The following is a 25,967-nucleotide window of genomic DNA, read 5'->3' on the forward strand; positions in this document are numbered from 1 at the left end:
TACAGACCCGGTACACAATCCCCCACAAGAGGGCCTCACTCGTCGCGGGCGCCCGGGGGATGGGGCAGCCGCTCAGCCGCGACCACACCTTCGAGGTAGCCCTTGGCCCGCTCGGTGCGCGGATACGCCTCAAGGAGCCGCCAGAAACGCGGCCCGTGTCCGGGCACCAGGAGATGCGCCAGCTCGTGCAGCAGCACGTAGTCGACGACGTACTCGGGCATGCCCTGCAGCCGGTGCGAGAGCCGGATGCTGCCCTCGGAGGGCGTGCAGGAGCCCCAGCGCGTGTTCTGGTTGGTCACCCAGCGCACGGAGGTGGGCCGGGCGCGGCCGTCGAAGTACTGGGCCGACAGCCGCTCGGCGCGCTCGGACAGCTCGGCGTCACCGAGCACGCGTTTGCTCTCCTGGGCGGCCAGCTTGTCGAGCATGACGGTGACCCAGCGCTTCTCCTCCGCCTCGGACATGCGGGCGGGGATGAGCACGACGGTGCGATCGCCCTCGCGGTACGCGGAGACCGTTCTGCGCCGACGCGCACTCCTGCGGACCTCGATCGCGCTCGCCCCCGAGCCGCTTGGCGGCTGGCTCGTCGTACTGCGCTGTGGTTTTCCGGCGCTGTGCAGTGGGTCGGCGGGCACGCCACGACGTTACCCTCTGCACACGCGGGAAGTCCCGACTCCGGGGCGGTTTCGGTATCGATCCGCCACCAAGCATTTGATTTGTACGACGAATCCCACAGCCTGTGGACAACTTTCTGCACCCGACGCCCGGGCCGGGCAGGCTGGCATCGCAGGCGGAGCACCGACCGGTTCCGTCGGCACACGGGACGTACTTCTAGGGCTACGGGGGCCTGTCATGCATCCGATGGTGAAGCCCGCGCTGCGGCGCGGCTGGCGCGATCTCCACACCGTGCAGTTCGGGATGACACCGGCGCACGCGATGACTTTGGGCCCGATGGACACCGCGACGAGCAGTTTCCTGGACCTGCTCAACGGCACCCGCGGACTGCCGCTCCTGCGCGAGGAGGGCGAGCGGATGGATCTGCCCGAGGGCCAGGTGGACCACTTGGTGGAGGGGCTGACGCGTGCGGGACTGCTCGACGACGCGAAGGGCGGCGGGCCCGCGGCCGATGCCCTCCGCGCGAAGAAGGACGTCCTCGACCGGCTGCGCCCGGACCTCGCCTCGCTCTCCCTGATCACCGGCGAGCCGGGCGAGTCGATGGGCCGTCTGGCGGCTCGCCGCGAACTGCGGGTACAGGTGAGAGGCGCGGGCCGGGTGGGCGCGGTGCTGGCCGCGCTGTTGTCGGGCGCGGGGATCGGCGAGGTCGACGTGCGCGACGGCGGTCGCACCGAGCCCTGGGACGTCGCTCCTGGCGGGCTGCCCGCGGAGGCGGTCGGCGAGCGCCGGGACGAGGCGGCGCGCCGCGCGGTACGCCGGGCGGCACCGGACCGCCCGCCCCGCCGGACCTCGCAGGCCGCGTCGGAGGAGAGCGACCCTGGTTTCTCCCTGGTGATCCTCGCCCCACGGGACGACGTCGCCGTCCATGCGCCCGACCCGGCCGCCGCCACCGGTCTGATCGTCTCGGGGACCCCCCACCTGTACGCCGGTGTCGTGGAGGGCACGGGAGTCGTGGGCCCGCTGGTCCTGCCCGGCGAGACGTCCTGCGCGGGTTGTCTGCACCACGCGCGCACCGACCGTGATCCGACCTGGCCGCGTCTGGTCGCGCAGTGGCGCTCCGGCAGGCAGCCGCAGGTGCGGCCCTGCGATCTGACGCTGGCCACGACCGTCGCCGGGCTGGCGGCCGCGCACGCGCTCGCCTTCCTGGACGGGCGGTCGCCGTCGAGCGCGGGCGCGCGGTGGGAGGTCTCGCTGCCCGGTCTGCACTGGCACGCGCGACCGGTCTGGGCGCATTCCGGCTGCCCGTGCGGAGCCGCGGAGAAGGGTACGAAGAAAGGTAAGGAGGGACACACCTCTACGGACGAGGATCGACACGCGACAATGACAGGGGACCGGCCGTCGAGGGATGTGCGCCGTAAGGCAGACTCGGCCCGGCCGGCCGGGACTTGGAGGGCGCATGTCTGATCTTCCCCGCAAGGCGGTCACCCGCACCGCCAAGCTCGCCGCGCTCCCGCTCGGCTTCGCCGGGAGAGCGACGTGGGGGCTCGGGAAACGGATCGTGGGCGAGTCCGCGGAGATCGTCGGCCGCGAGCTGCAACAGCGCACGGCGGAGCAGCTGTTCAAGGTGCTCGGCGAGCTCAAGGGCGGTGCGATGAAGTTCGGGCAGGCGCTGTCCGTCTTCGAGTCCGCGCTGCCCGAGGAGGTGGCCGGTCCCTACCGTGCCGCACTGACCAAGCTCCAGGAGGCGGCACCGCCGATGCCGACGCGCACCGTGCACGGTGTGCTGACGGAGCGGCTCGGCGAGGACTGGCGGGAGCTGTTCCTGGAGTTCGAGGACAAGCCCGCGGCGGCCGCGTCGATCGGCCAGGTGCACCGGGCGGTGTGGCACGACGGCCGCGAGGTCGCGGTCAAGGTGCAGTACCCCGGCGCCGGCGAGGCCCTCCTGTCCGACTTGACCCAACTGAGCCGATTCGCCCGCCTGTTGGGCCCGCTCATCCCCGGGATGGACATCAAGCCCCTCATCGCCGAGCTCCGCGACCGTGTCTCCGAGGAGCTCGACTACGGCCTGGAGGCGCAGGCCCAGCAGGCGCACGCGGAGGAGTTCGAGGGCGACCCGGACGTCGTGGTACCCGCCGTGGTCCACCAGTGCGACCAGGTCCTGGTCACGGAGTGGATCGACGGGATCCCGCTGTCGGAGGTGATCGCCGACGGCACCCAGGAGCAGCGCGACCGGGCTGGCCAGCTCCTGGCCCGCTTCCTCTTCTCCGGCCCGGCCCGCACCGGTCTCCTCCACGCGGACCCGCATCCGGGCAACTTCCGTCTGCTGCCCGCCGATCCGGACGGCAAGGGCGACTGGCGGCTGGGTGTCCTGGACTTCGGCACGGTCGACCGCCTCCCCGGCGGTCTGCCGACGCCCATCGGCGACTCCCTGCGCATGACGCTCGACGGCGACGCCGAGGCGGTCTACGAACTGCTGCGCACGGAAGGCTTCGTCAAGGAGTCGATAGAGCTGGACCCCGACGCCGTACTCGACTACCTCGTGCCGATCATCGAGCCGGCCCAGGTCGACGCGTTCACCTTCAGCCGCGGCTGGATGCGCAGCCAGGCGGCCCGTATCGCCGACCCCCGCTCCCCCGCCCACCAGTTGGGCAAGCAGCTCAACCTGCCCCCGGCGTACCTCCTGATACACCGGGTGACATTGAGCACAATCGGCGTCCTGTGCCAGTTGGGTGCGACGGTTCGGCTGCGCGATGAGCTGGAGGAGTGGCTGCCGGGGTTCGTACCGGAGGACCCGGACGCGTACGAGGAGTATGAGGAGTATCTGGACGAGGAGGATCCCGCGGCGGAGGCGTGAGCCTAGCCGCGGGTGGCGCGAGCCGGGCCGCTGACGGCGCGCGTGCGGCCTACCACCAGGCCGAGTCCAGCCGTCCCTCGATCGCCCTGAGGTTCTCCCGGGCACAGAGGTCACAGAAGTAGTGCCGGGTTCCGTTCTCCACGGAGCAGGTCCAGGTGGGCTGCGGGCCTTCGGACCTGGTGCCGCAGCGGGCGCACACGAGGGGTTGGGGCTCCGCGGTGAAGGCTCCGGTGTCACTGCCTCCGGGAAGACTCGTCACGCGCCGACGATATCTCCGCGGCCGGGGATCGGCGGGCGGAACGCACCGCGGGGCCGGTCCGTTCGGACGGACCGGCCCCGCGGGGAGAGCTTTCGCCTCCGGAGATCGGAAGGCCACCGCTTCAGGTGTGATCGGTTACTGCATGACGGCCATGGCGAGCGCACGGCGGGCGCGCATCGAGGCGCGCTCGGCCCTGCGCTGCATCCGGCGGGCGGTCACCAGGCGCACGGCCCGGCGTTCCCGCTCGGCCTCGTGCAGGCGCTCGTGCATATGCGCACGAGCCAGAGCTTCTGGGATGAGTTGCATCTCTCGGGTCCTGTTCTGGCGCGACTCGGTCGCACCCGGGGTGGTGAAGTCTGGGATCGCGGAGCCCGCGGGCTCGCTGGGAGTGGACGGCTTCATCGGGGCCTGCTTCTTGGGGTCGTGCGTGAGGGGGCGGTCGATCGTTCCGAAGATGTTCATGCCGTGACCGGGTTCTTGCGCGGACGGCCACGCGGCCGCTTGCGGGCCACGACGACACCCTGGACGAAGAGCTCGCCACCCCAGACACCCCAGGGCTCACGCCGCTCCTTGGCGCCGGCGAGGCAGGCCTCGATCAGCGGGCAGGTGCGGCAGAGGGACTTGGCGTACTCGACATCTGCCGGCGACTCGGCGAAGAAGACCTCCGGGTCGTAGGAACGGCAGGGGACGGGCACGCCCAGGTTCTCGATGGCGTCGTCGAGCGCGGTGAGCGTAGTGAGCGGAGTCAAGGTGGAGTCCTCCGTGAGGCCGGGCGGGGGGATCGTTTCGGAAGGCGGTACGGACGGGGCGTGCGCTTCGAGTTGCACGGTTGTTCTTCCTCGTCTGGTCGGTCCGGCCCTGTTGGGCCGGTTGTCGGCTTGGTACCGGGTTCTTTTCTTGTCCCGAGGCCCCTTCGCTCCGTCGTCCCCGTTCGGGGAAAACAGAAGGGCCGCGGATCCCGGATGGGGTTCCGCGGCCCTGAAGGCGCCGGCCTGATCGATCAGGCTGGATCACTCCAGGGTTCTGGCCCACGGAAGGCCCACATCTGGTGGTGCTGCGTCGTCTGCTTCCGGCTTCCGGCACCGGGTGCAAAGGCATAGGCCTGCGCCTGTGCCCCTACTGCTTCCAGTGCCTTGGTCGGTCGCTCATTGCGCTCACGGACGGGAAGGACCGCGAGAGACAGGGCGGAGGCCGGACGGGCGGCAGAAATGCCGGACAGACCGGTGCCCAGGTTCGAAACGCCGAGCATGCACAGGGAGACGACCGAGGGATCGGTCATTTTCACGGTGCTGGCGGAGCTGGTGTTGATGCTGATCACTGGAATCGCCTCCTCTCGGCGTCTCGGGGGACCGGGGGTGAGACCGGTCCTACGGATATGCAAGTACAGCACGGAATCAGGGCCTTCGAGAAGGCCCCCTGTTCCCGTGTCTAAGAACCTATGGGGATTGCTGGGGCATGCGCAAACTATTTTCTCGACGAGTTTGAATCAGTCCTCCGCGACACCCTCCGCAGGCTCCTGACCGCCGCAGATGGCCAGGACATCGGCCCCGTAGCGGTTGAGCTTGCGGACGCCGACGCCGGGGATCCGCGCGAGTTCGCCGTCGTCGTCGGGGACGGTCTCGGCGATCGCCATCAGCGTCTTGTCGGTGAAGACGCAGAAGGCCGGCTGACCGCTGCGCTGCGCCTGGACCTCCCGCCACTCGCGCAACCGCTCGTAGAGGCCCTCGTCCATGTCCGAGGGGCAGTCCTCGCAGCGCATCAGCTTCATCTCACCGGCCTCGGTGAGGGTGCGGCCGCAGACCCGGCAGCGGGCCACCGTGCGCTGCGTCCGGCGCGGCACGGCCTTGGGGTCGCCCGTGAAGCCGCGCTCGATGCCTCCGGGGGCGACCGTGCCGGGTCTGCCGACGGCGCCGGTCGAGCCGGGGCGCAGGCCGTCCAGGAAGCGGCTGGGGCGGCGGTTGGGGCGGCCGCCGGGTGAGCGGGAGAGGGCCCAGGAGACGTGGAGCCGCTCTCTGGCACGGGTGACGCCGACGTAGAGGAGGCGGCGCTCCTCCTCGATCTGTTCGTCGGTCTTCGCGTACGTGATGGGCATCATGCCCTCGGCGACGCCGACCAGGAAGACGACGTCCCACTCCAGGCCCTTGGCCGAGTGCAGGGAGGCGAGGGTGACGCCCTGGACGGTCGGGGCGTGCTGGGCGTTGGCCCGCTCGTCGAGTTCGGCGACCAGGTCGGCGAGGGTGGCTCCGGGTTTCGCCGCGGCGAAGTCCTGGGCGAGGTTGACCAGGGCCGCCAGCGACTCCCAGCGTTCTCTGACGGCGCCGGAGCCAGCCGGGGGCTCGGTGGTCCAGCCCTCGCCGGAGAGGACGGCACGGACCTGCGAGGGCAGGTCGATGACGTCGTCCAGGAGGGAGTCGTTGCCGCCGAAGCGGGCCGCGCCGCGCAGGGCGATGCCGGCCTTGCGGACCTCGGGGCGGTCGAAGAACCGCTCGGCGCCGCGCAGTTGGTAGGGCACTGCGGCGTCGGCGAGGGCCTGTTCGTAGGTCTCGGACTGGGAGTTCGTGCGGACCAGGATCGCGATCTCGCTCGCCGGGACGCCCGCGTCCATGAGGTCGCGGATGCGGCGGGCGGCGCCCTCGGCCTCGGCGGGCTCGTCGGTGTACTCGGCGTAGACGGGCTCGGGGCCCGCGGCGCGCTGGGAGATCAGCTCCAGCCGGTGGTCGGCGGCCCGGCCGCGGGCCTGGGAGAGCAGGCCGTTGGCGAGGTGGACGACCTGGGGTGTGGAGCGGTAGTCGCGGACCAGCTTGACGACGGTGGCGCCGGGGTGGCGGGTGCGGAAGTCGAGCAGGTGGTCCGGCGTCGCTCCGGTGAAGGAGTAGATCGTCTGGCTGGCGTCGCCGACGACGCACAGGCTGTCGCGGTCGCCCAGCCACAGCTCCAGGAGGCGCTGCTGGAGCGGGCTGACGTCCTGGTACTCGTCGACCACGAAGTGCTGGTACTGCGAGCGGACCTGTTCGGCGATGTCGTCCCGGTCCTGGAGGACGGCGACGGTGAGCAGCAGGACGTCCTCGAAGTCGATGACCGCGCGGTCGCGCTTGACGTCCTCGTAGGTGGCGTAGAGCTGGGCGATCTCGGCGGGGGCACGGGGGACGTCGCGGCCCGCCTTGGCCGCTGCGGCCGCGTAGTCGGAGGGCACGGTCTGGGTGACCTTGGACCACTCGATCTCGGCGGTGACGTCCCGCAGTTCGCCGCGGTCGAGGCGGATGCGGCAGGCGGCCGCCGCGTCGGCGACGAGCTGGATCTTGCGGTCGACGAGCCGGGGCATGCTGCCGCCGATCGCTTTCGGCCAGAAGTACTGGAGCTGGCGCAGCGCGGCCGAGTGGAACGTGCGTGCCTGGACTCCGGTGGCGCCGAGCTGGCGCAGTCGGCCGCGCATCTCACCGGCGGCGCGGTTGGTGAAGGTGACGGCCAGCACGCTGGAGGACTGCAGGACCCCGGCGCGCACTCCGTAGGCGATCCGGTGGGTGATCGCCCGTGTCTTGCCCGTGCCGGCGCCCGCCAGCACGCACACCGGACCGCGCAGGGCGGTGGCCACCTCGCGTTGCTCGGGGTCGAGTCCTTCGAGCACCGCGTCGGCCGAGTCCGGTACCTGCGGGAAGAGGGAGGAGTGCGTTGCTGCTGTCACACGGCCATGCTGCCAGGTCGCCGGAGACGGGTGAGCCGGTTGTCCACAGGGAGGCACCCGCAGTCGTACTAATGCGGCAGGCGTCACGTGCCGCATGCCGCCCCTGGTGGGAATTGCGGCCGTGTCGCGTACGTTCCCTCACTGCGAGGACACATCCCCCGAGCTGTTGAGGAGCGCGAGAGAATGTCGGGCACTGTGACGATGTACAGCACCACGTGGTGCGGTTACTGCCGTCGGCTGAAGAGCCAGATGGACCGCGAGGGAATCGCGTACAACGAGATCAACATCGAGCAGGATCCGGCTTCGGCGGCGTTCGTCGAGAAGGCGAATGGCGGGAATCAGACGGTGCCCACCGTTCTGGTGGTTCCCTCCCAGGGCGGCTCCGAGGTCGTCATGACGAACCCGAGCCTTGCCCAGGTGAAGCAGGCGCTCGGCGCCTGAACGACGGTCGGCGCACACAGCTCCGAAGAGGGCGGCCCCTGATGTCGGGGGCCGCCCTCTTCGTCGTCGTCCTCACGAGTGCCTTCGGCGAGTGAGGGGCCGTCGAGGAAATGGGCCTCTACGAAGGTGACGTCTTCCGGCGGCGCGTCCTCGCGGGCGAGCCGGATCATCTACGGCGAGCGATCCACACCCGTCACGGATCCGCACCCCACTCATCAGCGCCCCGTCATCCGCCCCCGGTTGCCTCAGACGAAGGTCCGCGTCGGTAGCGGCTTGCCGTACCAGAGCTCGATCAGGCGGGCCGCGATGGAGATGCCGTACGGCGGCAGCACCTCTTCGGACTCGAAGGCCGCGCGCAGTTCCTCGCGGGAGAACCAGCGGGCTTCGTGGATCTCGTCGCCGTCGACGTTGATGTCGGTCGAGGTGGCGCGGGCCATGAAGCCCAGCATGAGGCTGGACGGGAAGGGCCAGGGCTGGCTGGCGACGTACTCGACGTGGCCGACGGTGATGCCGGCCTCCTCGAAGACCTCGCGGCGCACCGACTGCTCGATGGACTCGCCGGGCTCCACGAAGCCGGCGAGCGTCGAGAAGCGGCCCTCGGGCCAGTGGACCTGGCGGCCGAGCAGGATGCGGTCCTCCTCGTCGGTGACAGCCATGATCACGGCGGGGTCGGTGCGCGGGTAGTGCTCCGCGCCGCAGGCCGGGCAGCGGCGGATGTGGCCGGCCGCGGCGATCACCGTGCGCTCGCCGCAGCGGGAGCAGAAGCGGTGCAGGCGCTGCCAGTTCTCCAGGGCGACCGCGTGCACCATGAGGCCCACGTCCCGGGGTGACAGCAGCAGGCCGGCCTCGCGGAGGCCCGCGGGCCGCGCCGACTGGTCGATACGGCCGGGCAGGGCGTCCTTCTGGAGGGCGAAGTAGCTGACGCCGTCGTCGTCGGTGCCCAGGAAGTAGCGGTGCGCCTCGGTGAGCGGGGCCTCGAAGGACGGGGTCATGACGAGTTCGGTGTTGCCGTCGGGTGTCTCGTCGATGAGGACCTGGCCGCCGGAGACCACGAAGCAACGGGTGGTGGGGTGGCTCCACGCCGCGGCGAGCCAGGCCTCGTCGAGCCGGTGGTGGGCGGCTCGGTCGATGCCGCTCGGGGCGGTGAGCGAGATGGGTCGGTCGGCTGTGTGGTCGGTCCAGGTGGTCACGGGTGCTTCCAACTCCCCCGGCAATGCGGATTGTTTCGGCGGGCGGTTCAGCGGGACGTACGGCAGGAGGTGACCGGGTCCGGCGGGGACGGGGTGTGCGGGGCGGTTCTTCCAGTGTGCCTCGCGCGCGTGGCCGTTCCGGTCGCGCGGGTTCGTCAGGGCGCGCGGCGCCAGGTGTCGGCGAGGTCTCCCCACAGGTGGGCGGTGGTTTCGACGCCCTTCAGGAGGAGGTCGATCTCGACCTTCTCGTTCGGGGCGTGCCAGCCGTCTGAAGGGACGGAGATGCCCAGGAAGAGGACGGGTGCCCCGAGGACTTCCTGGAGGTCGGCGGCCGGTCCCGAGCCGCCCTCGCGGGTGAAGAGGACCGGTTTCTCGAAGGCGCGGCCCATGGCGCGGACGACGGACTGCAGGGCCGGGTGGTCCAGGGGCGTCAGGCACGGGCGCGTGGCCGCGCTGAACGTGATCTCCGGCCGGATTCCGTCGGGCACCTGCTGGGCGGCCCAGGCTCGGACGGCCTTCTCGATGTGGTCGGGGTCCTGGCCTGCGACCAGCCGGAAGGAGAGCTTCACCATGGCCGAGGACGGGATGATCGTCTTGCTGCCGGGGCCCTGGTAGCCGCCGCCGATGCCGTTGACCTCGGCGGTCGGGCGGGCCCAGATGCGCTCCAGGGTGGTGTGTCCGGCCTCGCCGTGGGTGCCGTGCGACTTGGCGGTGCGCAGCCACTCCTTCTCGTCGAAGGGCAGCTCGGCGAAGAGTTCGCGCTCCTGGTCGGTGAGTTCGGCGATGCCGTCGTAGAAGCCAGGGACGGCCACGCGTGCGTGCTCGTCGTGCAGCGCGGCGACGAGGCGTGCGGCGGCGGTCGCCGGGTTGGGCACTGCGCCGCCGAAGGAACCGGAGTGGATGTCCTGGTCGGGGCCCAGCAGCCGGATCTCGCACTCGGCGAGGCCGCGCATGCCGGTGCACACCGTGGGGGTGTCCTCGGACCACATGCCGGTGTCGGAGACGATCACGGCGTCGGCTGCGAGCCGGTCGGCGTGCTCCTCGGCGAGCGCCCGGAAGTGCGGGGAGCCGGACTCCTCCTCGCCCTCGACGAGCAGCTTCAGGTGCACGGCCGGGGCGGTGCGGCCGGTGGCGGCGAGGTGGGCACGGACGCCGAGTGTGTGGAAGAACACCTGGCCCTTGTCGTCGGCGGCCCCGCGCGCGTAGAGGCGGTTCTCGCGGACGACGGGCTCGAAGGGCTCGCTGTCCCAGCCGTCCTCGCGGGCGGCGGGCTGGACGTCGTGATGGCCGTAGACGAGGACCGTGGGTGCCTCGGGGTCGTCGGAGGGCCACTCGGCGAAGACGGCGGGGGCGCCCTGGGTCGGCCAGACCTCGACGGTGGGGAAGCCGGTCTCCCTGAGTGTGGCGGCGAGCCAGTCCGCGCTGCGCCGGACATCGGAGACGTGCTCGGGCTGCGCCGACACGGACGGGATGCGCAGCCATTCGGCGAGGTCGTCGAGGAAGGCTGCGCGGTGCTGCTCGATGTACGTGCGGACCGCGCTGACGGCACTGTCAACGGTGTGGCTCATGGTCACGAGCCTATCGGCCCGCACTGACATCCTCGGTGGGCGGTTCCTCACAGTTTGCTTGCGCGCCCGGCTCCTCCAGCAGCAGCCGCTCCAGCGCGGCCCGGTCCGGGAGGTTCTCGGGGCGTACGACCTCACCGCCGCGCACGTACAGGAACGCGGCCGTGACCGCCTCCAGGGGCACGCCCTGCCGCTCGGCCCAGGCCAGCCGGTAGATCGCGAGCTGGAGCGGATCGGCGGTACGGGTGCGGCTGGTCTTCCAGTCGAGGATCTCGTACGTCGCTTCGTCGCCGTCGCCCTGTCTGTAGACGGCGTCGATACGGCCCCGTACGACGCGGCCGGCGATCGCGAGCTGGAAGGGGGTCTCGACGCGGTAGGGCGTGCGCCGGGCGTACTCGGTGCGTTCGAAGGCTTCCTTTAGGGCTTCCAGATCCCGTTCGTCGGCGATCTCGGCCTCGCTGCCGGGCAGTTCGTCCGGCTCCAGCATGGGCAGGGTCAGCTCTTCGTAGCGTGACTCCACCCAGGCGTGGAAGCGGGTGCCCCGACGTGCGGCGGGTTGCGGCGGGCGCGGCAGCGGGCGCGCGAGTTCCTGCGCGAGGGCGTCCGGGTCGGCGGCCAGGAGCATCAACTGGGTGGCCGTGAGCGAGTCCGGCAGGGGGACGTCGGTGACTCCTCGGCGGGCGCGGAGGAGTTCGCCGGTGAGGGCGTCGAGGTCGCGGTCCCAGGAGGCGATGGCGCGGGCCTCCTCGGGGGTGAGGCGCGTGCCGGGCGGTTCCGTGGGGTGCGGGCGGGCGCCCCCTGGCGCACTGGAGTGCTCGGCGACGTGCGGGGCCGTCGCCTGGTGCGGGACGGTCGGGCGGTCCGTGGTCCAGGCGTCCCAGTCGGCGGGGTCGTCCTCCGGGAGGGCGTCTTCGGCTTCGGCCCCGGTTTCGGGGAGGGACTCCTCATACGGAGGCTCCCCGAAGGGGGGCTCGTCGTAAGGAGGTTCGTCGTCCTCCGGTGGTGGGGGCCAGTCCGGGTCGTCGTGGGCGTTCGGGTCATGCGTGGCCGCGGGGTGGCCCTCGTCGTGGGAGGCGAGGTACTCCAAGTGGTTCATGACCAGCTTGGCGGCCTTGTGGCGGTGGGCCATCGCTGCGTCGTCCAGGGGCAGCGGCCAGGCCTGGTCGGCGGTGGCCGTGTGCAGAGCGGGGTTCTCCGCGCCGTCCTCGGGCTGGTCCGCCCAGGCCTCGATCTCGCCGTATCCGGCCGCGCAGTGGTCGTACAGGGCCTGGAGGAAGTCGGAGGGGCCGCGGGGCTTCTTCTGGGTGGGGCCCCACCAGTGGCCGGAGCCGAGCAGCAGGGAGCGGGGGCGGGTGAAGGTGACGTAGCCGAGGCGGAGTTCCTCGGTGTGCTGGTGGTCCTTCATGGCCTCGTGGAAGAACCTCAGGCCCTTGGAGTCCCAGGACGCGACGTCGGGCAGGGTGGCGGTGTCGCCGCGCAGCGCGTGCGGCAGGACCTTGCCCTGGGCGGTCCATTTCTCGCGGCCCTGGCCGCTGGGGAAGGTTCCGGTGACCAGGCCGGGGACGGCCACGACGTCCCACTCCAGGCCCTTGGACTTGTGCGCGGTGAGGACCTTGACGGTGTTCTCGCCGCCGGGCAGGGCGTTGTCTAGGCCCTTCTCGTACTGGGCGGCGGTGCGCAGGAAGCCGAGGAAAGCGAGCAGGCTCGCCTCGCCGTCGCCCGCGGCGAAGGAGGCGGCGACGTCCAGGAAGTTCGACAGGGTCTCGCGGCGGCGGGCGGCCAACGCGTGCGGGGACGCCGCCAGTTCGACCTCCAGGCCGGTGACGGCGAGGACGCGGTGCAGGACGTCCATCAGGGCGTCGGACAAGGATCGGCGCAGGTCGCGCAGCTCGGTGGCGAGGTGGGCGAAGCGCACGCGCGCGTCCGGTGAGAAGGGCAGCCCGTCGTCGTCCCCGGTGCGGTCGGCGCCGTAGAGGGGTGTCTCCAGGAACGTGTCGAGGGCGTCGGCGAGCGATATCACCTCGGAGGGGTCGACCCCCTCGACGGCCTCGGCGAGTCGGCGGTCGGGGTCTTCGTCGTCCCCCACGCGCGTGTGCGCCACCAGGAGCCGGGCGCGCCGCCCCAGGAGGGCGAGGTCGCGCGGGCCGATGCGCCAGCGTGGGCCGGTCAGCAGCCGGACCAGGGAGGCGTTGGCGCCGGGGTCCTGGAGGACTTCGCAGACGGCGACGAGGTCGGCGACCTCGGGCAGGTGCAGCAGCCCGGAGAGCCCGACCACCTCGACCGGGATGTCGCGGGCGACGAGGGCGCCCTGGATCTCGGCGAAGTCGGTGGCCGTGCGGCACAGGACGGCGATCTCACCGGGCGGCTTCCCGGTCCGTACGAGGTGGGCGATGGATTCGGCGAGCCAGTCGATCTCCTCGGTGTGGGTGGGCAGCAGCGCGCAGCGGACCATGCCGTCGCGCTCGGCGCCGGGGGCCGGGCGGAGGGCCTCCACGCCCGCGTGCATGGCGCGCAGGGGTTCCGCGAGGTTGTTGGCGAGGTCGAGGAGGCGGCCGCCGCTGCGGCGGTTCTCGCTGAGCGACTGGCGGGCGGCGAGGCGGCCGTCGGCGTGCGCGAAGTGCTCCGGGAAGTCGTCGAGGTTGGCGACGGACGCGCCGCGCCAGCCGTAGATCGCCTGGCAGGGGTCGCCGACGGCGGTCACCGGGTGGCCCGTGCCGGCGCCGAACAGGCCTGCCAGGAGGATGCGTTGGGCGACCGAGGTGTCCTGGTACTCGTCGAGCAGCACCACCCGGTACTCGTCGCGCAGGATGTCACCGACCTCGGGGCGGGTGCGGGCCAAGGTCGCGGAGAGGGCGATCTGGTCACCGAAGTCGAGCAGGTCGCGCTCGCGCTTGGCGGTCCGGTAGCGGCTCACCAGCTCGGTGAGTTCACGCCGTGCGGCGGCCGCCTCGGGGACCTTGCGCAGCTCGGCGTTGCTGAGCTTGCGGCCCTCCAACGCGCGCAGCAGCTCGGCGTCGTAGGCGCGCAACTCCTCGGGGCGTACGAGGTGTTCGGACAGCTCGCCGTCGAGGGTGAGGAGGTCGCTGACGAGGTCGGGGAAGGAGCGGGTGAGCGCCGGGTAGGGGCCTGGGGCCTCGCGCAGCACGCGCGAGGCGAGCTGGAAGCGGGTGGCGTCGGCGAGCAGACGGGCCGTCGGTTCGAGTCCGATGCGCAGGCCGTGGTCGGTCAGGAGGCGGCCCGCGAAGGCGTGGTAGGTCGAGATCACGGGCTCGCCCGGAGGGTTGTCCGGGTCGATGACGTCGGGGTCGGTGACGCCCGCCTTGATCAGCGCCTTGCGGACGCGCTCGGCGAGTTCACCGGCGGCCTTGTTGGTGAAGGTCAGTCCGAGGACCTGCTCGGGGGCGACCTGGCCGGTGCCGACCAGCCACACCACGCGGGCCGCCATGACCGTCGTCTTGCCCGACCCGGCTCCGGCCACGATCACCTGCGGGGCAGGCGGCGCGATGATGCAGGCCGTCTGCTCCGGGGTGAAGGGGATGCCGAGGAGCTCCTTGAGCTGCTCGGGATCGGTGATACGGGCGGGCATGTCGGAGAGGCTAGCGGCGGCCACTGACAGTCGAGGACCAATCGCCCTCAGGGGCAGAAGAAGCGCAGGTCAGCACATGTGGTGCGATACGTCACGCGAGTTACTCGACGACGTGTCGTCCCTCGGGCCGTGCGCTGCACGAGGCCCGGAACGCGCAGTGCGCGCAGTGCTGCCCGGCCGTGGGCGTGAACCGTTCGTCGAGGACCTTGCCCGCCGCCGTGGCCAGCAGTTCACCGGCCCACTCCCCCTCCAGGGGCTCCTGGGCCTGCACCTTGGGCAGGGTCTCGCCGCCGTCCCGCTGTGCGGCACCCTGGCGCAGCTGGACGAGTTCGGCGCCGCCCGGTTCGGGGCGCACTCCGTCGAAGGCCTCGTCAACGGCGCCTTCCTGGACGGCGAGTTGATAGACGGCGAGTTGAGGGTGGAGCTCCACCTCGCGGGCGGTGGGCGTCTGCTTGCCGGTCTTGAAGTCGACGACGTAGGCGCGTCCTTCGCCGTCCGCCTCGACGCGGTCCATGGAACCGCGGATGCGCACTTCGTAGTCGCCCGCTTCGAGGGTGACGTCGAAGTCGTGCTCGCTGGCGACGGGCGTACGGCCGGGGCGGACGCCGTTGGAGTCGACGTGCCACTTCAGGAAGCGTTCGAGCGCCACGCGCGCGTTGTCCTTCTCCTGCGCCGACTTCCAGGGCGCGTCGAAGGCGAGCGCGTTCCACACGGTGTCGAGGCGCTCCATGAGGGCGTCGAGGTCGGCGGGGGTGCGTCCGGAGGCGACCTCGTCGGCGAGGACGTGCACCACGTTCCCGAAGCCCTGGGCGGCGGTCGCGGGCGCGTCGGCCTTCACCTCGCGGCCCAGGAACCATTGCAGGGCACAGGTGTTGGCGAGCTGGTCGAGGGCGCTGCCGGAGAGCACGACGGGCTGGTCGCGGTCGCGCAGCGGCACCTTGCTCTCGGTCGGGTCGTACATGCCCCACCAGCGGTACGGGTGCGCGGACGGGACCAGCGCGCGGCCCTCCTCGTCGGCGAGCGCGGCCAGCCGGGCCAGCCGGCGCGCGGCGGCCTCCCTGAGGGTCTCGGACACGCGCGGGTCGACGGTCGTGGCGCGCAGCTCGGCGACCAGTGCGGCTACCGACAGCGGGCGGCGCGGGCGGCCGGTGACGTCCTTGGGCTCGACGCCGAGTTCGGTGAGGAAACGGGACGGCTGATCCCCGTCGTCCGCGGGTGCCTTCACGGCGGTGACGACGAGGCGTTCACGCGCGCGTGTGGCGGCGACGTAGAACAGGCGGCGTTCCTCGGCGAGCAGGGCCCCCGGGGTGAGCGGTTCGGCGAGTCCGTCGCGGCCGATGCGGTCGGCCTCCAGGAGGGAGCCGCGTCGGCGCAGGTCCGGCCACAGGCCCTCCTGGACGCCTGCTACGACGACCAGGTTCCACTCCAGGCCCTTGGAGCGGTGTGCGGTCATCAGGCGTACGGCGTCGGGGCGTACGGCACGCCGTGTGAGCGTGTCGGCGGCGATGTCCTCGGCGTCGATCTCCTCCAGGAAGTTGAGGGCGCCCCGGCCCCCGGTGCGCTCCTCCGCGCGGGCGGCGGTCGCGAACAGCGCGCACACCGCGTCCAGGTCGCGGTCCGCGTTGCGCCCGGCCGCACCGCCGCGCAGTGCGGCCCGCTCCAGGCGCCCGGGCCACGGTGTGCCCTGCCAGAGGTCCCACAGCGCCTCCTCGGCCGTACCGCCGCCCGCCAGGCGCTCCCGTGCCTTGCGCAGCAGCGCGCCCAGGCGCTGGGCTCCCCGCGCGTACGTCGGGTCGTGAGCGACCAGACGCTCCGGCTCGGCGAGCGCCCGCGTGAGCAGCTCGTCGGAGGGCGGCGGCACGGAGTTGCCACCGGCCCGCTCCTCCTCGCGCAGCGCCCGGCCCAGGCGGCGCAGGTCGGCGGCGTCCATGGCGGCGAGGGGGGAGGCGAGCAGGGTGAGGGCGGTCTCGGTGTCGAGCCAGGAGGAGGCAGCGGGCTCTTCGGGATCGGCTTCCGGCGTGGCCTGTTCGTTCTCGGCTTCCGCCGCGGACCGTTCGTCGCCGGCTTCCGACCCAGCGTCTTCTCCGTCGTCGCCCTCCCCTACGGCTCGTACGGCTTCGGTGTCGTCCTCGGGCCGTACTGATGCTTCCGCCGCCGCCACCGCCCGCAGTGCCGTCAGCAGCGGTGCCACCGCCGGTTCGTGGCGCAGGGGCAGGTCGTCGCCGTCGATGTCCAGGGGGACGCCGGCCGCTGTGAGGGCGCGTCGGATCGTGGGGATGGTCCGGGAGCCGGCGCGCACCAGGACGGCCATGTCGTGCCAGGGGACGCCGTCCTCCAGGTGTGCCCTGCGGAGGACGTCGGCGATGTTGTCCAGCTCCGTGCCAGGGGTCGGGTACGTGTAGACCTCGACGCGGCCGCCGTCCCGTACCGGGGACAACTCGCGGTGGGCGCGCACCTTCTGTGCCGGGAGCCTGGTCAGGGGCATGCGCTGGGTGAGCAGGCGGGTGGCGGTCAGCAGGGCGGCGCCTGAGCGGCGGGAGGTCCGGAGCACCTCTACGGGGGCCGGACCGCCGTCCGCGCGCGGGAAGGCGTTCGGGAAGTCCAGGATGCCGTTCACGTCGGCGCCCCGGAACGTGTAGATCGACTGGTCGGGGTCGCCGAAGGCGACGAGGTTACGGCCGCCGCCGGCGAGAGCGTGCAGCAGCCGTACCTGGGCCGGGTCGGTGTCCTGGTACTCGTCGACGAACACGGCGTCGTACTGCGCGGCGAGCCGCTCGGCGACCTCGGGGCGCTGTGCGAGGAGCACCGCGCGGTGGACGAGTTCCGCGTAGTCGAGCACTCCTTGGAGGTCGAGTACGTCGAGGTACTCGGCGAGGAACGCGGCGGCGGCACGCCAGTCGGGGCGGCCGATGCGGCGGGCGAAGGCGTCCAGGGAGTCCGGACCCAGGCCCAGTTCGCGGCTGCGGGCGAGGACCGCGCGGACCTCGTCGGCGAAGCCGCGGGTGGTGAGGCAGGCCCGCAGTTCGTCCGGCCAGCGCACGTGGGCGAGACCGAGGCGCTCCAGGTCGGGCTGGCCGACGAGCAGTTCGCGTACGGCGACGTCCTGTTCGGGTCCGGACAGCAGCCGTAGCGGCTCGACGAACAGGTCGCTGTCCTGGTGGGCGCGGACCAAGGCGTAGCAGAACGAGTGGAAGGTGGTCGCGCGGGGCGCGCGGGCGGCGCCGATGCGCGGCGCCATGCGGTCGCGCAGCTCGACGGCCGCCTTGCGGCTGAACGTCAGCACGAGGATCCGCGCGGGGTCACCTCCCCGGGCGATCCGTGCCGCGACGGACTCCACGAGGGTGGTCGTCTTGCCGGTGCCCGGACCTGCGAGGACGAGCAGCGGACCGGACTCGTGGTCAACCACGGAGCGCTGTGGCGCGTCCAGACGAGGGGGAGCCGGCCGGGTCGGCGGGGTACGCACCAGTCGGTAAGCGCCACGGCTCCCCTGTCGCACCTGGGGGTGCGACAGGCGCCTGGTGGAGGAAGAGGAGCTCACGTGGTTCGCCGGTCCTGGTGGGTGTGCTGGTTGCCTGACCACCGCGCGTGGAGGGCGGTGACCGCGAGGTGAGGGGGACAGGTGCAGCCGACGCTACGCCGACGGGTCACCGGGAAGCAGGACTTCCGCGCGTTCCCTCACGGCTCGCGCTCCCCTCGCGTCCCTCGCCCCTCGAACGTACGGCATGCCACGGACGTGCCGGGTTTCCCCCGTACGGGCCACAGGCCGCCCCGGGGCGCGTCCGATGGCGGAAGCTGTCAGGTGTGACCGTCCGCGCGCTCGCCGCCGTCCCATCGCGCCCGTTTCATGTCGACGCGTGGCAGGTGCCCCTCGGCGGATCTGCTCGCCTCCTTCAGAGGAGTGCCCTCCGCCCGGTAGTTGTCGAGCGCCCGCAGCTCGTGGCCAGGGAGCAGCACGCCGTCCGCGCGGATTACCCGCCACCACGGAACGGCTCCCCCGTAGAGGGCCATCACACGGCCGACCTGGCGCGGGCCGCCCTCCTCCAGCCATTCGGCGACGTCCCCGTACGTCATGACGCGCCCGGGCGGAATTCGTTCGGCCACGTCGAGGACGCGCTCCGCGTACTCGGGCAGCGCGTCGCCGTGCTCGGGGCCGGTGTCGTCCGGAAGGCTCTCCTCGCTCATCCGACCCATCCTGCCGCACCCCACCGACAATGCGACGCGCTGGCGACTCTGCGTATCCCTCGCCCCGGAGCGGCGCGTGGGGCAGACTGTGCGCCCCCGCATTTGCACCCTGATGCCCCCGTGTGTCGGTGGGGCATGCCACCATCGTGCGGGCGGTGACCGGTGATACGAGATCAAGAAGAGACGATGAAGCAGCAGGGTGTGCACCCCGAAGACGCGGAGGGCACCTCTGACGCTGCGTCGCGCCCGGACACCGCCGACGCCCGCGAGCAGGACCCCACGGAGGGGTCAGCCGAGACGCCCGCGCCCGGCCCCGCGCCTGGCCCTGTGGCCGGTCTCGACGACTGCGGCGACGACCCGCACGTCGAGGAGGTCGAGGGCGACGAACCGCTGCTCCCCGCGCGCGTGCACCGCCCTTCCGATCTCATGCGCCTCCTGGTGGGCTTTCTCGCGATCGTCGTACTGCTCGCGATCGCCGCGTTCGCGCACGGCACGACCTCGGGGCTCGAACAGGACATCAACAAGGGCACCGGGCAGGCGCCCGACCTGCTGATCAAGATCGCGGGGCTGGCGTCCAGCATCGCCATCCTGCTGGTACCGGTCGCCTTTGCGATCGAGCGGCTGATCAAGCGGGACGGGCTGCGCATCGCCGACGGCGTCCTCGCGGCGGTCCTCGCCCACGGAGTGACACTCGCCACGGACCTGTGGGTCGCGAAGGCCGCCCCGGGCTCCATCCAGGAGGCGCTCACCCAGCCCTCCCCCGGCGACATCCACGCCCTCACCGACCCGGTGCACGGCTATCTGGCGCCCGTCATCGCGTACATGACGGCCGTAGGCATGTCCCGGAGGCCGCGCTGGCGCTCCGTGCTGTGGATCGTGCTGCTGCTCGACGCCTTCTCGATGCTGGTCACCGGGTACACGACACCGTTCTCGATCATCCTGACGGTGCTGATCGGCTGGACCGTGGCCTACGGGACGCTGTACGCAGTGGGTTCGCCGAACGTCCGGCCCACTGGCCGGACGCTGATGGCGGGCCTGCGGACGGTCGGCTTCCACCCCGTGGGCGCGGCCCGCGAGGAGGTCGTCGACACGGAGAACGGCGACCGCGGCCGGCGCTACTTCGTGACCCTGGAGGACGGTCCGCCGCTGGACGTCACCGTGGTCGACCGCGAACAGCAGGCCCAGGGGTTCTTCTACCGGGCGTGGCGCAATCTGACGCTGCGCGGCTTCGCGACCCGCAGCAGCCTCCAGTCGCTGCGCCAGGCGCTGGAGCAGGAGGCCCTGCTGGCGTACGCGGCGATCGCAGCCGGGGCCAACGCCCCGAAGCTGATCGCGACCTCGGAGCTCGGCCCCGACGCCGTGATGCTCGTCTACGAGCACACCGGCGGGCGCACGCTCGACTCGCTCGCGGACGAGGAGATCACGGACGATCTGCTGCGCCTGACCTGGCACCAGGTGCAGGCGCTGCAGTCGCGGCGCATCGCCCACCGCAGACTCGCCGGTGACGCGATTCTGGTGGATCGTTCCGGCACGGTGATCCTCACGGATCTGCGCGGCGGTGAGATCGCGGCCGGTGAGCTGCTGCTGCGCATGGACGTCGCCCAGTTGGTGACGACGATCGGTCTGCGGGTGGGCGCCGAGCGCGCGGTTGCCTCGGCGGTCGGTGTCCTCGGTCCCGACGCCGTGGCCGACTGTCTGCCGATGCTCCAGCCGATCGCGTTGTCGCGCTCCACGCGCGCGACGCTGCGACGCCTGTCCCGGGAACGCGCTCAGCGGGAGCGCGACGCGATCCTGGAGGCGTCCCAGCAGACCAGGCTGGCCCGCGCGGAGGATGCCTCGGAGAGCTCCACTCCCGTACTCGAAAAGCCCGACAAGAAGGCCGTGCGCGCGGAGCAGCGGGCCGAGAAGCGGGCCATCGACGAGGCGTTGGACGAGGCGCGCGAGGAGGATCTGCTCACCCAGATCCGTCATCAGGTGCTGCTGATCAGACCGCAGGCGCACGTCGAACCGGCCCGTCTGGAGCGGGTGCGGCCGCGCACGCTGATCAGTTTCATCGCGGGCGCGATCGGCGCGTACTTCTTGCTGACGCAGCTCACGCACATCGAGTTCGGTCCGCTCGTCGCCAACGCCCAGTGGGGCTGGGTGGCCGCGGCCGTGCTGTTCTCGGCGCTGAGCTACTTCGCGGCGGCGATGGCCCTCCTGGGGTTCGTGCCGGAGCGGGTGCCGTTCCTGCGGGCCGTGGCGGCGCAGGTCGCCGGGTCGTTCGTGAAGATCGTGGCCCCGGCCGCGGTCGGCGGTGTCGCCCTCAACACGCGCTTCCTGCAGCGTGCCGGGGTGCGGCCCGGGCTCGCGGTGGCGAGTGTCGGCGCGTCGCAACTGTTCGGCCTGGGCTGCCACATCCTGATGCTGCTGTCGTTCGGCTACCTGACCGGCACCGAGAAGACGCCGTCGCTGTCGCCGTCCCGGACGGTCATCGCCGGTCTGCTGACGGTGGCGGTGCTCGTGCTCGTGGTGACCTCGGTGCCGTTCCTGCGGAAGTTCCTCGTCACGCGCGTGCGGTCGCTTTTCGCGGGCGTCATCCCGCGCATGCTCGACGTGCTGCAGCGGCCGCAGAAGCTGGTCACCGGCATCGGCGGCATGCTGCTGCTGACGGCTTGCTTCGTGATGTGCCTGGACGCGTCGATCCGGGCGTTCGGCGACGACTCGACGTCGCTCAGCCTGGCCAGCGTCGCGGTCGTCTTCCTCGCGGGCAACGCGCTCGGTTCCGCGGCCCCGACCCCGGGCGGTGTGGGCGCGGTCGAGGCGAGCCTGACGCTCGGTCTGATCGCCGTGGGCCTCCCCAAGGAGGTCGCCGCTCCGGCGGTGCTCCTGTACCGGCTGCTGACGCTGTGGATCCCGGTGCTGCCGGGCTGGCTGTTCTTCAACCACCTGTCCCGCAAGGGCTCCCTGTAGAGCACCCACACGGACACGCACGCGTGCGTACCTCGTACGGCCCGCGCCCCGAGCGCAGCGCCGTGTACGACCCCAGGATGGGGTCATGCCGAACCCCTCCCGGCTGCGTGCCGCTGCCCTGACCGCCACCGTCGTCCTGCTGTCCGCCACGCTGGCGGGCTGCGGCGGCGACTCCAAGGACGAGGATCCGACGGCCCAGAAGCTGAGCTGGAAGGACTGTCCGGCCCCGTCCGAGGCCGAGGGCGGCGGCGCCGCGCCGTCGCCGCTGCCGAACGGCACCAAGTGGCAGTGCGCCACCATGAAGGCGCCGCTCGACTGGAGCAAGCCCAAGGGCGACACGATCGGACTCGCCCTGGTGCGGGCGAAAGCCAGCGGGGACAAGAGCAAGCGGATCGGCTCGCTCGTCTTCAACTTCGGCGGCCCGGGCGGCTCGGGCGTCACCACGCTGCCCGCGTTCGGCGAGGACTACGCGACCCTGCGCACCCGCTACGACCTGGTGAGCTTCGACCCGCGCGGGGTGGGCCGCAGCGCCGGCGTCGAGTGCGAGAGCGACTCCCAGCTCGACCAGTACTTCCAGCAGGACGCGACCCCGGACACCACGGCCGAGCGCACCAAGCTCCTGGCCAACACCAAGCAGTTCAACGCGGCCTGCGAGAAGCACTCCAAGAAGATGCTCCCCCAGGTGCGCACCACCGACGCGGCCCGCGACATGGACCTGATGCGTCAGGTCCTCGGCGACGACAAGCTGCACTACTTCGGCATCTCCTACGGCACCGAACTCGGTGGCGTCTACGCCCACTTGTTCCCCAAGCACGTGGGGCGTGCCGTCTTCGATGCGGTCGTCGACCCCACCCAGAACTCCGAACAGGGCTCCCTGGGACAGGCCAAGGGCTTCCAGCTCGCGCTCGACAACTTCGCCGACGACTGCACGTCCAAGACCACGGACTGCCCGATCGGCGACACCGCGCAGGACGTCAAGGACCGCATCGCCAAGCTACTCAAGGACCTCGACACCAAGCCGATCCCGGGCATTTTCCCCCGTCAGTTGACCCAGACCGCCGCCACGAACGGCATCGCTCAGGCGCTGTACTCGAAGGACTTCTGGGAGTACCTCACCGAGGGCCTCGAACAGGCATACAGCGGTGACGGCAAGGTCCTCATGGCGTTGTCCGACTCCATGAACGGGCGCAGCGAGAACGGCGAGTACAGCAACATCACCGCGGCGAACGTCGCCGTCAACTGCGCCGACGACAAGCCGAGATACACCGCCGACTACGTGGAGCAGAAGCTGCCCGAGTTCCGCTCCGCCTCTCCCCTCTTCGGCGACTTCCTCGCCTGGGGCATGGTCGGCTGCACCGACTGGGCCGTGCCGGGCGCCGCCGACCATCCCGATGTGAGCGCGGCCGGGTCGGCGCCGATCCTCGTCGTGGGCAACACCGGTGACCCGGCCACGCCGTACGAGGGCGCGCGGAAGATGGTGGACGCGCTGGGCAAGGGCGTCGCGGTCGAGCTGACGTACAAGGGCCAGGGGCACGGGGCGTACGACAGCAAGAACAAGTGCGTGCAGAGCGCGGTGAACGGCTATCTGCTGAACGGGAAAGTCCCGGCGGCCGGCACCGTCTGCTCCTGAACCCACTCCTGAAATCCGGGAAAAAGCGCAGGTCAAAAGGTTATCCACAGGTCGTCACGGGCTCGGCTCGCGCCGCCTACTATGGCCTGACCGCCATCCGCTGCGTGACGCGGACGGCCTGCGAGGGGGGAATGCACATGGCGCGATTCGTACGGTGGACGGCCCTGATGGCCGCCGCCGCACTGCTGACGGCCGGCTGTAGCACCGGCTCGTCCGACGACGGCAAGGACGGCGCGGGCGCGGGGGACGCCAAGCCGTCCGCAGTCGGCTCGTCCTCTTCCACGACGGCTGCGCTGCCCGCGTCGCTGACCGGACAGAAGCTCGGCTGGGGGCGCTGCAAGGCCACCGCCGACTCGGCCGCGCCGAGCAGCGACTGGCAGTGCGCGACGCTCAAGGTGCCGCTGGACTGGGCGAAGCCGGACGGCTCGACGATCGGGCTCGCGCTGATCCGCTCCAAGTCGACGGGCGGCGACCGCATCGGCTCGCTGCTGTTCAACTTCGGCGGCCCCGGCGGCTCGGGCGTGGACTACATGCCGGCGTACGCCACCACGGTGTCCGCGCTGCACGAGCGTTACGACCTGGTGAGCTGGGACCCGCGCGGGGTCGGCGCCAGCGAGGGCGTCCGCTGCCGCGGCGACAAGGCGATCCAGGCCTCCGAGGACATCGACGCCACGCCGGACACACCGGCCGAGGAGACGGCGTACTTCCAGGACGCCACCGACTTCGGCAAGGGCTGCGAGAAGGCCGCCGGGAAGCTGATGGCGCATGTGTCGACGACCGACACGGCCCGCGACATGGACCTGATGCGCCAGGTGCTGGGTGACACGAAGATGCACTACTTCGGCATCTCGTACGGCACCGAACTCGGCGGCGTCTACGCCCACTTGTTCCCCAAGAACGTGGGGCGGCTGATCCTGGACGCGGTCGTCGACCCGAGCGCCGACTCGGTGGGCCACGCGCTGAACCAGACCCGGGGTTTCCAGCGCGCGCTGGACGACTACCTCAAGTCGACGGACCAGGACCCGGCTCAGGGCTCGAAGAGGATCGCGGCCCTGCTGAAGCGCATGGACGCCAAGCCGCTGGCGACCTCGACCGGGCGGAAGCTGACCGAGACACTGGCGCTGACCGGCATCGTCCTCCCGCTCTACAGCAAGGAGAGCTGGCCCACGCTGACCAGCGCCCTGAACTCCGCGGAGGAGGGCGACGGTTCGGAGCTGCTGGCACTCGCCGACGGCTACAACGACCGTGACAGCGCGGGGCACTACGGCACGACGACGCATTCCCAACGGGTCATATCGTGCTTGGACGACAAGCAGCGGCCGACGCCTGCGCAGACGCAGAAGCTGCTGCCCGAGTTCGAGAAGATCTCCCCCGTGTTCGGCGACTTCCTGGGCTGGGACACGGCCGGGTGGTGTCACGACTGGCCGGTGGCCGGGCAGTACGACACCCCCGAGGTCAGCGCGCCCGGTGCGGCGCCGGTCCTGGTGGTCGGCAACACCGGGGACCCGGCGACGCCGTACGAGGGTGCCCGCAAGATGGTCGACGAGCTGGGCAAGGGCGTCGGTGTGGAGCTCACCTGGAAGGGCGAGGGACACGGGGCCTACGGGAGCGGGAGCGACTGTGTCGACTCGACGGTGGACGCGTATCTGCTGAAGGGGACGGTGCCCAAGGACGGGAAGGTCTGCGCCTCGTAGCCGGGGCGGTCGGGGCGACGGGGGCAGCGGAAAGGGGCCCGGCACCGATGGTGCCGAGCCCCTCCCGGGAAAGCGTGCGTCTAGTAGACGGGCTTGTCGGGCTCGATCTGGTTGACCCAGCCGATCACGCCGCCGCCGACGTGGACCGCGTCCGCGAAGCCGGCCGACTTGAGGACGGCGAGGACCTCCGCACTGCGGACACCCGTCTTGCAGTGCAGGACGATCTTCTTGTCCTGCGGGAGCGTCTCCAGGGCGGTGCCCATGAGGAACTCGTTCTTGGGGATCAGCTTGGCGCCGGGGATCGAGACGATCTCGTACTCGTTGATCTCGCGGACGTCGATGATCTCGATGTTCTCACCGTCGTCGATCCACTCCTTGAGCTGCTTGGGAGTGATCGTCGAGCCGGCGGCCGCCTGCTGGGCCTCCTCGGAGACGACGCCGCAGAAGGCCTCGTAGTCGATGAGCTCGGTGACGGTCGCGTTCGGGCCGCAGACCGCGCAGTTGGGGTCCTTGCGGACCTTGACCTGGCGGTACTGCATCTCCAGGGCGTCGTAGATCATCAGGCGGCCGACGAGCGGGTCGCCGATGCCGGTGAGGACCTTGATCGCCTCGGTGACCTGGATGGAGCCGATGGACGCGCACAGCACGCCCAGGACGCCGCCCTCGGCGCAGGAGGGGACCATGCCGGGGGGCGGGGGCTCCGGGTAGAGGCAGCGGTAGCACGGGCCGTGCTCGGACCAGAAGACGGAGGCCTGGCCGTCGAAGCGGTAGATCGAACCCCACACGTACGGCTTGTTCAGCAGCACCGCGGCGTCGTTGACCAGGTAGCGGGTCGCGAAGTTGTCCGTGCCGTCGACGATCAGGTCGTACTGGCTGAAGATGTCCATCACGTTCTCGGCCTCAAGCCGCTCTTCGTGGAGGATCACGTTCACGTACGGGTTGATGCCCAGCACGGAGTCGCGCGCGGACTCGGCCTTGGAGCGGCCGATGTCGGCCTGGCTGTGGATGATCTGGCGCTGCAGGTTCGACTCGTCGACCTCGTCGAACTCCACGATGCCGAGCGTGCCCACGCCCGCCGCGGCCAGGTACATCAGCGCCGGCGAGCCCAGACCGCCGGCGCCCACACAGAGCACCTTGGCGTTCTTCAGCCGCTTCTGCCCGTCCATGCCCACATCGGGGATGATCAGGTGGCGGGAGTACCTGCGGACCTCGTCTACGGTGAGCTCGGCAGCCGGCTCGACCAGGGGTGGCAGCGACACGGGGACTCCGTTGGTCGGTCAATCACTACAGTTGTTCTCCCCGTAACACTGCCATGCCCTT

18 protein-coding genes are annotated in these 25,967 nt (G+C 71.3%); 6 read left to right on the forward strand and 12 right to left on the reverse strand.

Going from position 1 to position 25,967, the window contains the following annotated elements:
* Positions 1 to 35 precede the first annotated feature (35 nt).
* Positions 36 to 632, reverse strand: a complete 597-nt coding sequence (locus tag ACGFY9_RS41805) for a M48 family metallopeptidase (RefSeq protein WP_328679205.1) — start codon at positions 630 to 632, stop codon at positions 36 to 38.
* A 217-nt stretch (positions 633 to 849) separates the two neighbouring features.
* Between ACGFY9_RS41805 and ACGFY9_RS41810 the strand changes: the two genes are divergently transcribed.
* Together ACGFY9_RS41810 and ACGFY9_RS41815 are read left to right on the forward strand one after the other, a co-directional pair.
* Positions 850 to 2,076, forward strand: coding sequence for a TOMM precursor leader peptide-binding protein (locus ACGFY9_RS41810; RefSeq protein WP_393763294.1), 1,227 nt, complete (start codon positions 850 to 852; stop codon positions 2,074 to 2,076).
* Positions 2,069 to 3,466: an ABC1 kinase family protein gene (locus ACGFY9_RS41815; RefSeq protein WP_393763296.1), complete on the forward strand. Its 1,398-nt coding sequence runs from the start codon at positions 2,069 to 2,071 to the stop codon at positions 3,464 to 3,466. The genes ACGFY9_RS41810 and ACGFY9_RS41815 overlap by 8 nt, the downstream gene beginning before the upstream one ends.
* 49 nt (positions 3,467 to 3,515) lie before the next feature.
* Here ACGFY9_RS41815 and ACGFY9_RS41820 read toward each other — a convergent pair whose 3' ends face one another.
* From ACGFY9_RS41820 to ACGFY9_RS41840, 5 genes are all read right to left on the reverse strand, one after another.
* Entirely contained in the window at positions 3,516 to 3,725 is a 210-nt protein-coding gene (locus ACGFY9_RS41820) for a hypothetical protein (RefSeq protein WP_393763298.1), read from the reverse strand.
* Positions 3,726 to 3,860: 135 nt separating this feature from the next.
* The gene (locus tag ACGFY9_RS41825; protein ID WP_366489738.1) at positions 3,861 to 4,187 is read right to left on the reverse strand and encodes a hypothetical protein; all 327 of its coding nucleotides are present in this window, start codon (positions 4,185 to 4,187) and stop codon (positions 3,861 to 3,863) included.
* The gene (locus ACGFY9_RS41830; RefSeq protein WP_019058340.1) at positions 4,184 to 4,552 is read right to left on the reverse strand and encodes a WhiB family transcriptional regulator; all 369 of its coding nucleotides are present in this window, start codon (positions 4,550 to 4,552) and stop codon (positions 4,184 to 4,186) included. The genes ACGFY9_RS41825 and ACGFY9_RS41830 overlap by 4 nt, the downstream gene beginning before the upstream one ends.
* A 173-nt stretch (positions 4,553 to 4,725) precedes the next feature.
* Positions 4,726 to 5,043: a hypothetical protein gene (locus tag ACGFY9_RS41835; RefSeq protein ID WP_393763301.1), complete on the reverse strand. Its 318-nt coding sequence runs from the start codon at positions 5,041 to 5,043 to the stop codon at positions 4,726 to 4,728.
* Between the two features lie 168 nt (positions 5,044 to 5,211).
* On the reverse strand, positions 5,212 to 7,503 hold the full coding sequence (locus ACGFY9_RS41840; protein ID WP_393763303.1) for an ATP-dependent DNA helicase UvrD2: 2,292 nt from the start codon (positions 7,501 to 7,503) through the stop codon (positions 5,212 to 5,214).
* Positions 7,504 to 7,590: 87 nt separating this feature from the next.
* On the opposite strand from ACGFY9_RS41840, the gene ACGFY9_RS41845 reads away from it, so the two are divergent.
* Complete coding sequence (locus ACGFY9_RS41845) at positions 7,591 to 7,848, forward strand: mycoredoxin (RefSeq protein WP_318018708.1); 258 nt, start codon at positions 7,591 to 7,593, stop codon at positions 7,846 to 7,848.
* A gap of 245 nt (positions 7,849 to 8,093) precedes the next feature.
* Here ACGFY9_RS41845 and nudC read toward each other — a convergent pair whose 3' ends face one another.
* The 5 genes from nudC to ACGFY9_RS41870 all read right to left on the reverse strand — a co-directional run bounded on the left by nudC (position 8,094) and on the right by ACGFY9_RS41870 (position 18,371).
* Positions 8,094 to 9,038, reverse strand: a complete 945-nt coding sequence (gene nudC, locus ACGFY9_RS41850) for an NAD(+) diphosphatase (protein ID WP_393763305.1) — start codon at positions 9,036 to 9,038, stop codon at positions 8,094 to 8,096.
* A 155-nt stretch (positions 9,039 to 9,193) separates the two neighbouring features.
* Positions 9,194 to 10,606 carry a dipeptidase gene (locus ACGFY9_RS41855; protein WP_393763307.1) on the reverse strand — a complete coding sequence of 471 codons (1,413 nt, stop codon included), beginning with the start codon at positions 10,604 to 10,606 and terminating at the stop codon, positions 9,194 to 9,196.
* A 10-nt stretch (positions 10,607 to 10,616) separates the two neighbouring features.
* Complete coding sequence (locus tag ACGFY9_RS41860) at positions 10,617 to 14,189, reverse strand: UvrD-helicase domain-containing protein (protein ID WP_393763308.1); 3,573 nt, start codon at positions 14,187 to 14,189, stop codon at positions 10,617 to 10,619.
* Positions 14,190 to 14,289: 100 nt separating this feature from the next.
* Positions 14,290 to 17,727 carry an ATP-dependent helicase gene (locus tag ACGFY9_RS41865; RefSeq protein WP_393763310.1) on the reverse strand — a complete coding sequence of 1,146 codons (3,438 nt, stop codon included), beginning with the start codon at positions 17,725 to 17,727 and terminating at the stop codon, positions 14,290 to 14,292.
* A gap of 257 nt (positions 17,728 to 17,984) precedes the next feature.
* Entirely contained in the window at positions 17,985 to 18,371 is a 387-nt protein-coding gene (locus ACGFY9_RS41870) for an MGMT family protein (protein WP_393763312.1), read from the reverse strand.
* Positions 18,372 to 18,557: 186 nt separating this feature from the next.
* Here ACGFY9_RS41870 and ACGFY9_RS41875 point away from each other — a divergent pair, with 186 nt between their 5' ends.
* From ACGFY9_RS41875 to ACGFY9_RS41885, 3 genes are all read left to right on the forward strand, one after another.
* Positions 18,558 to 21,323 carry a lysylphosphatidylglycerol synthase domain-containing protein gene (locus ACGFY9_RS41875; protein ID WP_393763314.1) on the forward strand — a complete coding sequence of 922 codons (2,766 nt, stop codon included), beginning with the start codon at positions 18,558 to 18,560 and terminating at the stop codon, positions 21,321 to 21,323.
* A gap of 85 nt (positions 21,324 to 21,408) precedes the next feature.
* Positions 21,409 to 22,953, forward strand: coding sequence for an alpha/beta hydrolase (locus ACGFY9_RS41880; RefSeq protein WP_393763316.1), 1,545 nt, complete (start codon positions 21,409 to 21,411; stop codon positions 22,951 to 22,953).
* Between the two features lie 137 nt (positions 22,954 to 23,090).
* The gene (locus ACGFY9_RS41885; protein WP_393763318.1) at positions 23,091 to 24,647 is read left to right on the forward strand and encodes an alpha/beta hydrolase; all 1,557 of its coding nucleotides are present in this window, start codon (positions 23,091 to 23,093) and stop codon (positions 24,645 to 24,647) included.
* A gap of 80 nt (positions 24,648 to 24,727) precedes the next feature.
* Here ACGFY9_RS41885 and moeZ read toward each other — a convergent pair whose 3' ends face one another.
* Positions 24,728 to 25,906, reverse strand: coding sequence for an adenylyltransferase/sulfurtransferase MoeZ (gene moeZ / locus ACGFY9_RS41890; RefSeq protein ID WP_384162523.1), 1,179 nt, complete (start codon positions 25,904 to 25,906; stop codon positions 24,728 to 24,730).
* Positions 25,907 to 25,967 lie beyond the last annotated feature (61 nt).

Source organism: Streptomyces sp. NPDC048504 (assembly GCF_043200035.1).
GTDB lineage: Bacteria > Actinomycetota > Actinomycetes > Streptomycetales > Streptomycetaceae > Streptomyces.

Excerpts from the sequence above, each read along its gene's own strand:
- ACGFY9_RS41810 (WP_393763294.1), top strand. The coding sequence starts at position 850 with ATGCATCCGATGGTGAAGCCCGCGCTGCGGCGCGGCTGGCGCGATCTC.
- ACGFY9_RS41815 (WP_393763296.1), top strand. The coding sequence starts at position 2,069 with ATGTCTGATCTTCCCCGCAAGGCGGTCACCCGCACCGCCAAGCTCGCC.
- ACGFY9_RS41825 (WP_366489738.1), bottom strand. The coding sequence starts at position 4,187 with ATGAACATCTTCGGAACGATCGACCGCCCCCTCACGCACGACCCCAAG.
- ACGFY9_RS41840 (WP_393763303.1), bottom strand. The coding sequence starts at position 7,503 with ATGCGGCACGTGACGCCTGCCGCATTAGTACGACTGCGGGTGCCTCCC.
- ACGFY9_RS41845 (WP_318018708.1), top strand. The coding sequence starts at position 7,591 with ATGTCGGGCACTGTGACGATGTACAGCACCACGTGGTGCGGTTACTGC.
- ACGFY9_RS41855 (WP_393763307.1), bottom strand. The coding sequence starts at position 10,606 with ATGAGCCACACCGTTGACAGTGCCGTCAGCGCGGTCCGCACGTACATC.
- ACGFY9_RS41860 (WP_393763308.1), bottom strand. The coding sequence starts at position 14,189 with ATGCCCGCCCGTATCACCGATCCCGAGCAGCTCAAGGAGCTCCTCGGC.
- ACGFY9_RS41870 (WP_393763312.1), bottom strand. The coding sequence starts at position 18,371 with ATGAGCGAGGAGAGCCTTCCGGACGACACCGGCCCCGAGCACGGCGAC.
- ACGFY9_RS41875 (WP_393763314.1), top strand. The coding sequence starts at position 18,558 with ATGAAGCAGCAGGGTGTGCACCCCGAAGACGCGGAGGGCACCTCTGAC.
- ACGFY9_RS41880 (WP_393763316.1), top strand. The coding sequence starts at position 21,409 with ATGCCGAACCCCTCCCGGCTGCGTGCCGCTGCCCTGACCGCCACCGTC.
- ACGFY9_RS41885 (WP_393763318.1), top strand. The coding sequence starts at position 23,091 with ATGGCGCGATTCGTACGGTGGACGGCCCTGATGGCCGCCGCCGCACTG.